This is a genomic window from Sanguibacter sp. Leaf3, from assembly GCF_001425965.1.
Lineage (GTDB): Bacteria > Actinomycetota > Actinomycetes > Actinomycetales > Cellulomonadaceae > Sanguibacter > Sanguibacter inulinus.
Genome location: NZ_LMRH01000001.1, coordinates 1,072,505 through 1,086,003, shown reverse-complemented (window position 1 = coordinate 1,086,003; position 13,499 = coordinate 1,072,505). Strand labels below are relative to the sequence as shown.

The window sequence follows — 13,499 nt, the reverse complement described above, 5'->3', positions numbered from 1 at the left end:
TCTTGAACCTTAGGGCTGGCGGTTCTCGACCTGCAAGTTAATTACCGAGTTTCTTTTCGACATGTGCTCGGACCACCCCGAGGACCTCTGCCCCGTAGGTCTCGACCTTGCCCGGGCCGACCCCGTCGATCCGCACCAGGTCAGCGTTCGTGGTGGGTGCGAGCTCGGCCATGGCGCGCAGGATCGAGTCCGAGAACACGACGAACTTCGGCCTGTCGATCGCCTCGGCGCGGGCGGTCCGCCAGTCCTTGAGCGCCTCGTAGAGCTCGGCGTCGTACTCCCCCGTGACGACGACCGCGGTCCGGCCGCCGACGTCTCGGGGCGCGCGCCGGATCCCGGCTGCCGGGTTGTCGCTCGGCCAGAGCCCGTCGAGGAACCGTGTGCGTCGCCGTCCGGCGCGTCCTCCGGGGTTGCGCGCCCGGGCGAAGGAGAGGTCGAGGTGCTCCCGGGCACGGGTGATGCCGACGTAGAGCAGGCGCCGCTCTTCGGCGATGGCCTCGTCGGTCTCCGCGAGAGAGATGGGCATGAGCCCCTCGCTCATCCCAGCGAGGAACACCGCGTCCCACTCGAGTCCCTTGGCCGCGTGCAGCGAGGCGAGGGTGACACCCTCGACAGTCGGTGCGTGCTGAGCCGATGCGCGCTCTTCGAGGTCCTGGATGAGGTCGGGCAGCGAGGCTCGACGCTTGTCCCAGAGGTCGTCAGCGAGCCCGACCAGGGCCTGCATGGACTCCCACCGCTCACGGGCGGCGCCGCGGGTCGCGGGCGGCACGGCCGACCAGCCCGCCGAGGTGAGCACGTCGCGGACCGTCGTCGGCATCGGGATGTCAGGCTCGGCGGAGCGCGCGGCACCTCGGAGCAGGACGATCGCGTCGCGCACCTCGCGGCGGACGAAGAACCTCTCCCCTCCCCTGACCAGGTAGGCGATCCCAGCGTCGGCGAGCGCGGCCTCGAAGCCTTCGGACTGGGCGTTGGTGCGGTACAGGACGGCGATCTCCGAGGGAGCGGTCCCGGCGGCGATGAGCCGTCCCACCTTGGTCGCGATGCCCTTGGCCTCGGCCTCGTCGTCGTCGTAGGTCGTGTACGCGACGGGCGGGCCCGAGGGACGCTGCGCGACGAGCTCGAGCGCCGGGTGGCTGCCCGAGCGGCGCACGCCCTTGGTGGCGAGCAGCTTGTTCGCGAGGCCGACGACCTGGGGCGTGGACCTGTAGTCGCGGACCAGCCGGACGACCTGGGCGTCGGGGTGGGTCTTCTTGAAGCTCAGCAGGTGGTGGGGCGTCGCACCCGTGAAGGAGTAGATGGTCTGGCTCGGGTCCCCGACGACGCAGAGCTCTTCACGCCCGCCGAGCCACTGGTCGAGGACGAACTGCTGGAGCGGGGAGACGTCCTGGTACTCGTCGACCACGAAGTGCCTGTACTGGCTGCGGACCGTCTCGGCGATGGTGTGGTTCGAGGCGAGCATGTCCCCCAGCATGAGCAGGACGTCTTCGAAGTCGATGACCGACCGCTCCGTCTTGACCTCTTCGTAGGCGGTGATGAGGCGGGCGACTGTGCGGTGGTCGAAGCCGGCGGGAGCAGGTCGACCCTTCGCGACGCAGGCGCGCTCGTAGTCTTCGGCCGTGACGAGCGAGACCTTCGCCCACTCCACCTCGGAGGAGAGGTCGCGCACGGCGACGCGGTCGACGCTGAGGCTGAGCCTGCGGGCGGCCTCGCCGACCGCGGGGGCCTTGTGCTCCAGGATGCGGGGCGGTGGGCCGCCGACGACCTGCGGCCAGAAGAAGCTCAGCTGGCGCAGCGCGGCGGCGTGGAAGGTCCGGGCCTGGACCCCGCTCACGCCGAGGTCGCGCAGCCGGGTCCGCATCTCGCCCGCGGCGCGCGCTGTGAAGGTCACGGCGAGGACCGTCGTCGGCTTGTACATGCCTGTCCGGACGCCGTAGGCGATCCGGTGCGTGATGGCGCGCGTCTTGCCGGTCCCCGCGCCGGCGAGGACGCAGACCGGGCCGGTCAGCGCCTCGGCGACGGCTCGCTGGTCCGGGTCGAGGGCCTCGAGGATCGCCTCGGGAGTCCGCGGGACGCTCGAGACGAGCGCACCGGTCGGCTGTGACGGCAGGGAAGGCTGGGAGGAAGACGTCGGTGCAGGCATGAGGACTCCATCTTCCCAGCCCGCACCGACACGTCGGGACGAAAGACGGGAATACTGGTGGTCGACCTCACGGTTGTCCACGACGAGGCGCCGCCCGCCGGGCAGCATGCCGCACATCTCTCGAGAGGAGAGTCTCCCGCCATGAGCGAGACCACCGCCACCTCCCCCACGCTCCCCCCTGCCGGCGAGGTCGTGATGTACACGACGTCCTGGTGCGGCTACTGCCGCCGCCTGAAGACGCAGATGGACTCGGCCGGGATCGGCTACACCGAGGTCAACATCGAAGAGGTCCCCGGGACCGCCGAGTACGTCGAGCAGGTCAACGGCGGCAACCAGACCGTCCCGACGCTGGTGTTCCCGGACGGGTCGTCGGCGACCAACCCGTCGCTCGCCGACGTCAAGGCGCGCCTCGCGGCCTGACGCAGCGACGCACGGCGCGGCGGCTCACCGAGCCGTGAGGCGCACGCAGCACACGAGAGACCGTCTGGGCCGCAGCCCGACGGTCTCTTGTCGTGTGCAGACCGTGGCCTGCCCGCCGCCCCTCCTCGTCAGACGAGCCCGAGCGTGCCGCTCAGGCTCCCGGCAGCTCGCCGCCGTACCAGTCCTCGATGAGGGCGCGGGCGATCGAGGCCCGGCTCGGGAGGCCGAGCTCTCCTGACTCGACGGCCCGGAGCATCTCCGTCCGCGTGAACCAGCGGGCCTCGGTCACCTCGACACCGTCGACCTGGATGTCGCGCGTCTGGGCGTGGGCGACGAAGCCGAGCATGAGGGAGGCAGGGAAGGGCCAGGGCTGGCTGCCGCGGTACTCGACGCCTCCGACGACGATGCCGACCTCTTCGAGCACCTCGCGGCGGACGGCCGCCTCGAGGGGCTCACCGGGCTCGACGTAGCCGGCGAGGGTCGAGAACCGGTTCGCGGGCCACTGCGCGGCGTGACCGAGCAGCATCCTGTCGTCCTCGTCGAGCACCGCCATGATCACCGCAGGGTCGGTGCGTGGGTAGTGGTCGGACCCGTCGTTGCTGCAGCGCCGCACCCAGCCGCCGTCGACAGGCTCGGTCGGCTCGCCGCAGCGTGGGCAGCGCGGGTGGGCGGCGTGCCAGGCCGCGAGGGCTACGGCCTCGGTCGCGAGCCCGACGTCACGGGTGGTGAGCTGGGCACCGAGCTCACGCAGAGACCCCCACGTGTGACGGGCGACGACCGCGTCGGCCGCGCTCACCGGGGCGACGCCTTCGAGGCCGAGCTCGTCCGCGCCAGCGGCATCGGGGAGGATGCACGCGACGTAGGCGCGGTCGTCGTCTGCCCCGAGGTACAGCCAGGTGGGACGCGTCTCGGGTGAGTGCGCCGCAGCGTCGGCGACGTCGACGACCTCAGCGGCCGGGACGAGCGCGAGGAGGCGCTCGGGACCGTCACCAGGGACGACGGCGAGCCGCTTGCGGTGCACGAGCAGCACGAGAGTCCCCGGCTCGGCGAGCACCGTCCTGACGATCTCGGGCTCGGTGCGGCGCTCGGCGCGGCGTGCTGTGGTGGCTCGTGAGAGCGGTAGCTGGTCCCAGTCGACATGTCCCATGCCTCCACCGTACGACGATCCTGCAGCCCGGGCGGCCCGGGCCGGGCCGAGCGCTCGACCCACCCGCACCCCGCCGGTGCGGGGTGCCTCCAGGCCGTGGGACACCCTTTGCGTCTACCGTGGGGAGGTGCCACGTTCACCGCTCGCTCTCGCAGCCCTCTCCACCCTGGCCGTGCCCGGACTCGACGTGCACGCCGTCCAGCCGTGCTCTGCGCCCGACGGCTTCGACGCCGCGACCGCGATCGACTCCGAGCAGCGCCGCTGGGTCGTCCGCGCGCCCGCGACTCTCGCGGCCGGCGCCGCGCTCGAGGCCGAGGTTGCCTTCCTCGCCGCCCTCGAGGGCTACGTCGACGACGGTCGACTGCCCTTCGAGGTCCCGCGCGCTGCCGGGTTCGCCCCGCTCCCCGAGGGCGGACGGGCTGTCGTCTACCCCGACCTGCCGGGACACCCGCTGCGGGTCGAGCGGATCGTCCCCGGACCTGGTCTGAGCGCGAGCCTGGGACGGTCGGTGGGCGCGCTGCACGAGCTCCCCGTGTCCATCGTCGAGCGGGCCGGGCTGCCCGTGTACTCCGCGCAGGAGTACCGCGAGCGTCGGCTCTCCGAGGTCGACGCCGCAGCGTCGACCGGGCGGGTGCCTGTCGGCCTGCTGCGCCGCTGGGAGCGCGCGCTCGAAGACGTGGCCATGTGGCGGTTCAGCCCCACGATCACGCACACAGCGCTCTCGGCCGAGACCTTCCTCGTGCGGTCGGGGCAGGTGAGCGCCATCAGCGACTTCGCCGAGGTCCAGGTCGGCGACCCCGCCGACGACCTCGCGTGGCTGCTCGTCACAGCGCCCCACGACGCTGTCGACTCGATCCTCGAGGCCTACCAGCTGCGCCGGACCGAGCTGACCGACGCGCACCTCGTCGACAGGGCGCTGCTCGCCTCGGAGCTCGCCCTCGCCCGCTGGTTGCTGCACGGGGTGCGGACCAAGGACGACGAGATCGTCGAAGACGCCGTCGGCATGCTGGCCGACCTCGAGCGCGCCTCGACCGAGGTCGGGGCCTTCTCGGTCGCGAGCGGTCAGAGCTCTGGTGGCACCGGGACCCCGGGGTCGGTGCCCACGCCACGGGCGACGTCGGTCCACGCTCAGGCGCAGGACGAGGCGATCGACCGCGCCCGGGCCTCGCGCTCGACAGGCTCGACGCCTGTGGCGCGGGAGGCCGGTGGGGGATCTTCGGCCGGGACGGGGTCTGGGGCGAGCGCTGGAGCAGGTCATGCACCGTCGGCCGGATCGACGTCATCGTCAGGTGCCTCGCCGTCGACAGCTGCTGCACCCTCGTCGGGCTCCGCCTCGCAGGCGGACGCGGGCGGGGACGACACCATCGGAGACGACGAGATCCGGCTGCCCGACTACGGCAAGGTCGAGCCACGCCCGCACCAGGACGTCGCGACAGCAGCGTTCACCGCCCCCGTGCGGGTGGTCGGATCCGACGCTGTCGCCGCTCCGTCCGGACCGCGCACGAGCGGGACACCGCGCACTGGTGAGACTCCGAGCTCTGATCAGACACGGCGCACCGATGAGACACCGAGCTCTGATCAGACACGGCGCACCGATGAGACACCGAGCTCTGATCAGACACCGCGCGCTGACGGGATGAAGACCTCAGGCCCTGGCGCCGTGCCGCCTCCGCCGACCGAGGCTGTCACGACCGCGGAGCCCGATCACCCACGCGGAGACCCCGACGACGGCTCGGCGTCCGAGCGCTGACCGTCCCTCGGACGAGGGCCTCGAGCTCGGCGAGCCCGGCGAGGCGTCCTGGGCGGACCGTCGTGTCGTCGGCGACGTAGTAGAACGCCGCCGAGACGTCCTCGAGCGGTGTGCCTGACCACTGCGACCAGGCGAGCCTGTAGACGGCGAGCTGGACCTCACGGGCACGGGCAGCCTCGGGGTCGCGCGGCACACGACCGGTCTTCCAGTCGACGACGACCACACCCGGCGCTCGGCCGTCCGCGCCGGGCCTCGCGGGATCGACGAACACGGCGTCGATCCGCGTGCGGGTGATGACCCCCGCGATCATGGTGTCGATGCCCACCTCGACGGCGAGCGGGGTCAGCTCGGCCCACTCGGACGCCTCGAAGGTCCGTTGGAGGTCGGACAGGGCGGTGTCCTCGTCGACGAGGTCGTCGTCGGCCCCCGGCATGTCGTCGAGGTCGAAGAGCGAGGTGGCGCCGTAGCGACGCTCGACCCACAGGTGGAAGGCCGTCCCTCGGCGGGAGTGCACCGAGGGCTGCCGCGGGACGGGGCGGCGCAGGGCGAGAGCGTAGGCCCCGCGGTCCTTGGCGATCTCGACGAGTCCCGACGCGGAGACGTGCGCGGGGAAGTCCATGGCTGTCGCGGCGCTGCGCCGGGTCATCCGTTCGGCGAGCAGGATCTCGCTCAGCTCGGTGAGGTCGGTGCCGTCGCGGCCGATCACGGGCTCGACGCTCGCGGGGGCAGGCTCGTGCGTGACGTCGACGAGGGCGTCGAGCACGTGGTCGCGGGCGTTCCGGAGCACCTCGAGCGGGTCCGTCTGGGGTCCGGCACCGCCAGACGGCGCTCCCTGCCCGGCGAGCGGGCTCTGGGCCAGGTCGCCGTGACGTGCCTCGTCGGCCTCGAGCGGGGGCCACACGGCGTCGTTGGTCAGCTCTTCACGGGGGTTCGTCGCAGACGGCTCGGGCTGCTCGGCGACCGTGAACTCGGCGAGCACCCCGGCCTCGTGGAGCTCTGCGAGGAAGATCGACGGGGTCGCCGGCTTGCTCGCGCTGCGCCACCACGCACCGGTGAGGAGCAGGTCGCTGCGCGCACGGGTGAAGGCGACGTAGGCGAGTCGGCGCTCTTCGGCGACCTCGTGCTCGCCGCAGCGCGCTCTGAAGTCGACCAGACGCGCATTGAGCTCGGCCGAGTCCTCAGCGCCGGCGAGGGACAGCTCAGGCAGGTCCTGGGCGTCTCCGCGCAGCGGGAAAGGGAGCTCCCCGAGGCCAGTCAGCCACCCTGAGGAGGTCGGGCCCTTGTCCGTGCTCGCTCGGGTCGACGGGAAGGCACCGTCGACGAGCCCGGGGACCGCCACGACGTCCCACTCGAGGCCCTTGGACGCGTGCACGGTGATCAGCTGGACGGCCTCCGGGTCGGGGGTCCCCGCCGGACGGTCGAGTCCGCGCTCGCGCTTCTCGGCAGTCGCGAGCCAGGCGAGGAAGGCACCGAGCGTCGCGAGCTGGGAGGTGTCGGAGAAGGTCGCCGCGACGTCACGGAAGGCGTCGAGGTGGGCACGCCCCCGCGGGTCGGCGGTCGGTCTGCCGGCTCGTGCGTCGTCCCGGCTGCGCGCGGCGACCAGGGCCATCTCGATGTCGAGCCCGAGGGCACGCTCGGCTCGGTCGACCAGCTCGGGCAGGGAGAGATAGGTGAGGGCCCGGAGCTCACGCAGCATCGCGGCGAGCGAGCGCAGACGGGTCCATCCCGCTGTGGTGAAGGACCTCCCGTCGGGCCCGGTCCAGCCTTCGGGGGGCAGGTCGTCGAGGGCGTCGACGATCGACCTGTCGTCGGAGATGTCTCCCTCGACAGGCCTGTCCGCCCGGGTCCGTCGTCCGAGCTCGGCCGAGCGGCTCGCGAGGGCGTGCAGGTCTGACGCGCCGAGGTTGAGCCTGGGGCCTGTGAGCAGACGCATGAGCGAGTCCCCGCGCGACGGGTCGTGGACCACCTCGAGCAGCGCGACGAGGTCGACCACCTCGGGGGTGGTGAGCAGCCCGCCGAGGCCGACCACCTCGACGGGCAGACCGCGCCCGCGCAGCGCTGCCTCGATCGCCGGGAACTGGCTGCGCGCCCGGCACAGGACAGCGGCTGTCGTCTGGCCGGGTGCCCAGCGCTTGGCGACGAACTCGGCGATCGCCGACGCCTCTTCTTCGATCGTCGCGGCGTACACGCCGTGGACCGAGCCCAGGCCCGCTGTCGGACGAGGGTCGAGGGAGGGCAGGGAGTTGTCCGGGTCTGCGAGGTAGAGCGGACGCGACGTGGTGTTGGCGACGTCGAGGATCGCGAGGTCGTTGCGCCACGAGGTGCTCAGCCTGTGCACCACTGCGGGACGGCCGTCGGCGTCGCGGAACTGCCCGGGGAACCTGGCGGGACCCGAGGCGCTGGCCCCGCGCCAGCCGTAGATCGACTGGTTGGGGTCGCCGACAGCGGTGACGGGGTGACCGTCGCCGAAGAGTGCGCTCAGCAGGCGGATCTGCGCGTACGAGGTGTCCTGGTACTCGTCGAGCAGCACCACGGAGTAGCGGGCGCGCTCCCCCGCCGCGACGGCGTCGACCTCGAGGGCGAGCTGCGCGGCGAGGGACACCTGGTCGCCGAAGTCCACTGCGTCCATCGTGCGCTTGCGCCGCTGAAAGGCGTCGACGACCTCGAGGAGCGCGTGCCGCTCGCCGAGGGACCGCGCGAGCTTGCCGAGGTCGGCGTGCAGCGAGCGGCGCTTGCCCCCGAAGGGCGTCGTGACGATCTGGTCGACGAGCGTCTCGATCTGGTCCCGGGCCTCGGTGACGGTGAGCAGGTGCTCGCTCAGCGCGTTCGACAGGTCGAGGACGGCCGAGACGACGGTCGACACCGCGGCGTCGGTCCCGAGGTCTCCGTGCCAGCTCTCGACGACGTCGCTCGCGACCTGCCAGCTCGACGCCTCGGAGAGCAGACGGGCGCCGGGCTCGCGGCCGATCCGCAGTCCGTGGTCCTTGACGAGCGAGGCGGCGTAGGAGTTGTAGGTCGAGATGGTGGGGCGGTCGAGCGCGTCGAGGGCGGACCCTCCCGACCCGGCGCGGCTGCGTCGGAGCTGGCGCAGGCGGCGTCCCACCCTGTCGGAGAGCTCGCCGGCAGCCTTGCGCGTGAAGGTCAGCCCGAGGACCTCCTGCGGCTCGACGAAGCCGTTGGCGATGAGCCACACGACTCGGGCCGACATCGTCTCGGTCTTGCCCGAGCCTGCCCCGGCGACGACGAGCATCGGTGCCATGGGCGCCTCGATGACAGCGGCCTGCTCCTCGGTCGGCCGGTGCTGCCCGAGCAGGTCGGCGATGTCAGCGGCGCTGAGTGTCGGGCGGTGGCCCGCGCTGCGGTCCAGGCGCTCGCCCGCGTTCAGGCTCGGGCGGTCGCCCGCGTTCAGGTCCGGGCGGTCGCCTGCGGGGACGGTCATCTCTGCTCCTCCGGGAGGACGGCCGGTATGCCGAGGTCGACGACGTGCCGCCCTTCGGACTGGACGGGGCAGGCGCGGCGCACGCTGCAGGTAGGGCACAGGGAGTTCTCGACGGCTCTGAACCTCGCGCCAGCCATGGTCTCGGCGGCCTCGGTCACGAGGGTCTGCGCCCAGCTGCCCTCGGCCTCCCCGAGGGCTTCCTGCGTGCGCCGGGTGGCTCGCACACCCTCCCCCACGAACACGAGCTGGGCACCGACGCTGTGCACGTCCGGGCCGAGCTCGGGGAAGGCTCCGGACTCGACGGCGAGCTGGTACGCACCGAGCTGGGCGTTGGTCGACGCCTCGGCGACGCTCGGGATGCCCCGGCCTGTCTTGAGGTCGGTCACCCTCACGCCGTCGTCGCCGCTGCGCTCGAGCCTGTCGACCGAGCCACGCAGCACGGCGCGCCCGACCTGCACCTCGAAGGACTCTTCGACGAGCACAGGGCCGGAGATCTCGGTGTAGTACTCGGCCAGCCGCCGGATCATCGCGTCGGCCCGGCGGCGCGTCTGGGTCGCGGGCCAGCCGTCGGGCATGCCGAGCTCGTGCCAGCGGCGGTCGAGCTCGGAGGCGAGCTCGGCGTGCCCTGCGGCGGGGAGCTCGCGGGCGATGTCGTGGACGAGGTTGCCGACAGACTGCGAGAGGGCGCTGCCGGCGGTCCCGCCCGCGCTCTCGAGCGCCCAGCGGAGTGCGCAGCGGTGCACCTGCTCGACCTTCGACGGCGACACGGGGACGGTCTCGTCGGGTGCGCGCAGGGCAGCCGAGCTGGAGAGCTCGGCCGAGCCGTACCAGCTGGTCGGGTCAGCCTCGGCGACTCCCGACACCGTGAGCCTGGCGAGCAGACCAGCGACAGACCGGGCCCGCGCCGCACCGGCGCCGGTCCCCTCGGCCAGGGCAGCCGCGAGCTCGGAGCGCAGCGTCGCCACGACACCGCGCAGGTCGAGCGGGGCGGCGAAGACGTCCGGCGGTTCGCTGTCGCTGCCGTCCGCGTCCGGCGAGACGAGGTCGACGAAGACCGACGGCTCGGAGTCGACGTCGCGCACGGCGGTGACGACGAGTCGGCGGGTCGGCCGGGAGACAGCCACGGCGAAAGCGCGGAGCTCGTCGGCGAGGACAGCCCGCCGCGCGTCACGCCCTGTGCCGGAGGCGTCCTGGGACCGTCCGGAGAGGATGTCGACGAGGGCCTGCGAGCCGAGCATCGAGTCGCGCAGGCGGAGGTCGGGCCAGGTGCCGTCCTGCACACCGGCGACGACCACGACCTCCCACTCGCCCCCGGCGGCACCTGCCGGTGTGAGCAGCTGGACGGTGTCTGCGGCGGCGGCACGGGCCGCCAGGTTGTCGGCAGGGAGGTCTTGGGACTCCACGTGGTCGACGAAGGCGAGGGCTGTCGCCTGCGGGACACGCTCGACGAAGGTCTCCGCGGCGCGGAACACGGCCATCACGGAGTCGAGGTCACGGTCAGCGCGGGCCGCCCCGGGTCCACCGTTGACGGCGATCGACCGCCAGGTCTCCGCGACACCTGCGGCGTCCCACAGCGCCCACAGGACGGTCTGCGCGTTCGCGCCCGGAGCGTCGAGCGCAGTCCGCCCTGCGGCGAGCATCTGTGCGACACGCCGCGGACCACGGATGACGTCCGAGGGCAGCGTGACGACCCGGACGGGGTCGCCGAGAGCCTCGACCAGCAGCGCGTCGGAGGTGCGCCCACCACCACCCTCGAGCTCTTCGGCACGCAGGGCGCGACGCAGCCGGCGCAGACCCACGGCGTCGATCCCACCGAGCGGAGACGTGAGGAGCTCGACGGCGACCTCCGGCTCGAGCTCTCCTGTCGCGGCAGCCCGTAGGGCGCGCAGCAGCGGCCGGACCGCGGGCTCGTCACGCAGCGCGACATCGGTCCCGACGACCGCGACGGGCACACCGGCCCCGCCGAGGGCACGGCGCAGGCGCACGAGCTCGGACCCGGAGCGGGCCACCACGGCCATCTGCGACCAGGCGGTCCCGGCGACGAGGTGCTCGGCGCGCAGGGTCTTGGCGACGTGCGCCTCTTCGAGCGCAGGGCTCGGGAGCACAGCGGTCTCGACAGTGCCGTCGTGGTCCTCACGGAGATCGACGTCGTGCTCGGACCCGGCCTCGTCCTCGCGGGACAGCCCGAGAACTACGGACCGCGCGGGAGCCCGCCGGTGCTCGACCGCCCCGACCGACCCGATCTCCTGCGTGACAGATCGCACGGCCTCGCGCAGCCGCGCGCCGTGCCGCCAGACCGTCCCGAGGGCCAGCACCTGGGCGCCAAGCTCACCGACGGCCCCAGGGGCCTGGTCGAGCGACCGGCTCGACGGCGGCGAGCCCGCCGGCGCCCGGCCGACGAGCGCCGGGGTCGCACCGCGGAAGGCCTGCGCGGAGGTATCGGGGTCCGCGAGCAGCACGAGGCGGGCTCCGTCGCCGGCGAGGACGTGGCAGAGGCGGGCGGTGGCTGCCGTGGCCTCTTGGTAGTCGTCGACCACGACGAGGTCCCAGCGCGGCCTGTCGTCGTCCTGCCAGGTCTCGAGGGTGCGCGCGGCCTCGTCGACGATCCCGGCCGGGTCGTAGCGCTCCCCCGAGTCGGGCGTCAGCTGACGCAGCGCCATCACCGAGAGGTATTCGTCGTAGAGGCGCCCCGCAGCAGCCCACTCGGGGCGCTCGTGCCGGTGGCCGAGCGTCACGAGGTCAGCGGGCCCGAGGCCGCGCTCGGCCGAGCGCATGAGGAGGTCGCGGAGCTCTTCGCGGAATCCCCGCAGCTCGAGCGTCTCCTCAGGGAAGGTCGAGGGCCACCCGACGTCGGCGCCCTCGCCCGCTGCGTGCCCGGCGAGGAGCTCGGCGAGGACGAGGTCCTGCTCCGGCCCTGTGACCAGTGTCGGCGCGGGCTCTCCGAGAGCCTGCGCGCGAGCGGTGAGGATCGTGAAGGCAGCCGACGGTGCCGTCCGCACGACAGCACCGCGGACGGTGAGCCCGAGGCGCGCGGCGAGGGTGTCACGGAGGTGCCCCGCGCCGCGGCGGGTCGCCCCGAGCACGAGGATCTTGTCGGGCGAGGTGCCGTGCTGCTCGACGGCTGCGGCTGCGACCTCGAGCGCGAGAGTCGTCTTCCCTGACCCCGGGGCGCCGAGGACCAGGCTCACAGGCTGCTCGAAGACAGCACCGAGCGCGTGCGCCTGCGACTCGTCGAGCCGCGGTGCCAGGGGCCTGGGGACGGGTCGCTCATCAGACCCGTCGACGGCGTCGAGCACGTCGAGGGCCCCGGCAGCGACAGGCGGTCTGAGTTCCACAGACCGCATCCCATCACGAGCCACCGACACCTGGAGAACCGGACCACCGGCAGTCGTCCGGGCTGCGGCAGGCTACGGCCTCGGCCACCCGTTCGGCACGCAGCGGATGGTCGCGCCGCTCTGCTGGACCATCACGGGCGCGAGGGAGCCTGTCGCCCCGCACTGCTCGTGCCTGTGCCCGAGGACGTGGCCGACCTCGTGGTTGATGAGGTACTGGCGGTAGGCCGCCATGTCCTCGCCGTAGTTGGGTGAGCCTTCGACCCAGCGGAGGTAGTTGAGCACGGCGTGGTCGGTCACGCCGCAGGACCACAGCCCGCCGGTGTCGAGCGGCGCGCAGAGCCTGTCGACGGTGCTCGGGCTGGCGAGGGTCACGGTGAAGGTGGCGTCGGCGGCGTCGGTCCGGGCGAAGGTGCGGGACCCGTCACCGCCCCAGCTGCGAGGGTCGTTGAGGGTGGTCAGCACGAGGTCGGCGACCTTGGTGCCGTCCACGTCGAGACCCTGCTCGACCTGGATGCGGACCGTGGAGACCTCTCCAGCACCCGGGGCCGGGCTCGAGCCGGGGACCACGTCGAGGCCACCGGTCCCGGACTCGGGGACGTCTGCCGAGAGGATGCCTGCGGCGAAGTCGACCTCGTCGACACCCTCGGGCAGCACAGGCGCGACAGCCTCGCTCGCCCCGAGCTCGGCCACCTGGGCGGGATCGTCTGCCGCGAGGCCAGCAGCGTCACCCGCCCCGGAGGTCGAGGTGTCGCCAGCCTGCGGACGGGCTGCAGCGATGTCGGGGAGCGCCTCGATGTCGAGGGGGTTGAGGGAGAGCACGCTGCCGGAGCCCGCTGCGCTGTCGGAGCCGGACCCGGACACCGCGGTGGGACTGACCCCCGAGCCGTCTCCGGCGGCGGCCTCAGAGGTCGGCTCGGCGAGGACGTCGCGCTCGTCGTCCCGGCTGGCCCGGTCGTCGACCCGGGGCTGCGCTCCCGCGGCCGTCCCGGCAGGTGAGATCAGTGCATCCGACTGCTGGTTGCCCAGAGCCGTCCACACGGCTCCGGCCCCCGTGCCCGCCAGCACGCCCGCGAGGACCACGGCGACGGCGGGTCGCACGCGCATCCCAGAACGGCGAGAAACCCGGGTTGACGTGCGGATCTGCCCGCCCGACCGCTCGGCCCGCAGCTGGCTCCGGGTGAGCCCCGACGAGTCTCCCGACTGCGGCGAGCGCGAGGCGTCGCGGGCGTCTGGGAGGGGTCGGGGGGTGGGCACGGCTCCCATGGTGC

7 protein-coding genes are annotated in these 13,499 nt (G+C 73.0%); 2 read left to right on the top strand and 5 right to left on the bottom strand.

All coding sequences use genetic code 11. From position 1 onward, the window contains the following. Positions 1-37: 37 nt before the first annotated feature. Complete coding sequence (locus ASG53_RS04635) at positions 38-2,140, bottom strand: ATP-dependent DNA helicase UvrD2 (RefSeq protein ID WP_082543777.1); 2,103 nt, start codon at positions 2,138-2,140, stop codon at positions 38-40. A gap of 141 nt (positions 2,141-2,281) precedes the next feature. Between ASG53_RS04635 and ASG53_RS04630 the strand changes: the two genes are divergently transcribed. Further along, positions 2,282-2,560, top strand: coding sequence for a mycoredoxin (locus ASG53_RS04630; RefSeq protein WP_056129062.1), 279 nt, complete (start codon positions 2,282-2,284; stop codon positions 2,558-2,560). 151 nt (positions 2,561-2,711) lie between these two features. On the opposite strand, the gene nudC is transcribed toward ASG53_RS04630, so the two are convergent. Then, positions 2,712-3,707: an NAD(+) diphosphatase gene (gene nudC / locus ASG53_RS04625; RefSeq protein WP_056129059.1), complete on the bottom strand. Its 996-nt coding sequence runs from the start codon at positions 3,705-3,707 to the stop codon at positions 2,712-2,714. Positions 3,708-3,834: 127 nt separating this feature from the next. On the opposite strand from nudC, the gene ASG53_RS19765 reads away from it, so the two are divergent. After that, positions 3,835-5,457 (top strand): phosphotransferase, encoded by a 1,623-nt coding sequence (locus ASG53_RS19765; RefSeq protein ID WP_156382659.1) that lies wholly within the window; start codon positions 3,835-3,837, stop codon positions 5,455-5,457. On the opposite strand, the gene ASG53_RS04615 is transcribed toward ASG53_RS19765, so the two are convergent. The 3 genes from ASG53_RS04615 to ASG53_RS04605 all read right to left on the bottom strand — a co-directional run bounded on the left by ASG53_RS04615 (position 5,393) and on the right by ASG53_RS04605 (position 13,335). Beyond that, positions 5,393-8,896 (bottom strand): ATP-dependent DNA helicase, encoded by a 3,504-nt coding sequence (locus ASG53_RS04615; RefSeq protein ID WP_082543776.1) that lies wholly within the window; start codon positions 8,894-8,896, stop codon positions 5,393-5,395. The two genes, ASG53_RS19765 and ASG53_RS04615, sit on opposite strands and share 65 nt — an antisense overlap. Continuing rightward, on the bottom strand, positions 8,893-12,240 hold the full coding sequence (locus ASG53_RS04610; protein ID WP_056129056.1) for an ATP-dependent helicase: 3,348 nt from the start codon (positions 12,238-12,240) through the stop codon (positions 8,893-8,895). Before ASG53_RS04610 ends, ASG53_RS04615 begins: the two co-directional genes overlap by 4 nt. A 63-nt stretch (positions 12,241-12,303) precedes the next feature. Next, complete coding sequence (locus ASG53_RS04605; RefSeq protein ID WP_056129054.1) at positions 12,304-13,335, bottom strand: DUF3152 domain-containing protein; 1,032 nt, start codon at positions 13,333-13,335, stop codon at positions 12,304-12,306. Positions 13,336-13,499: the final 164 nt, after the last annotated feature.

Excerpts from the sequence above, each read along its gene's own strand:
- ASG53_RS04635 (WP_082543777.1), bottom strand. The coding sequence starts at position 2,140 with ATGCCTGCACCGACGTCTTCCTCCCAGCCTTCCCTGCCGTCACAGCCG.
- ASG53_RS04630 (WP_056129062.1), top strand. The coding sequence starts at position 2,282 with ATGAGCGAGACCACCGCCACCTCCCCCACGCTCCCCCCTGCCGGCGAG.
- nudC (WP_056129059.1), bottom strand. The coding sequence starts at position 3,707 with ATGGGACATGTCGACTGGGACCAGCTACCGCTCTCACGAGCCACCACA.
- ASG53_RS04615 (WP_082543776.1), bottom strand. The coding sequence starts at position 8,896 with ATGACCGTCCCCGCAGGCGACCGCCCGGACCTGAACGCGGGCGACCGC.
- ASG53_RS04610 (WP_056129056.1), bottom strand. The coding sequence starts at position 12,240 with ATGCGGTCTGTGGAACTCAGACCGCCTGTCGCTGCCGGGGCCCTCGAC.
- ASG53_RS04605 (WP_056129054.1), bottom strand. The coding sequence starts at position 13,335 with ATGCGCGTGCGACCCGCCGTCGCCGTGGTCCTCGCGGGCGTGCTGGCG.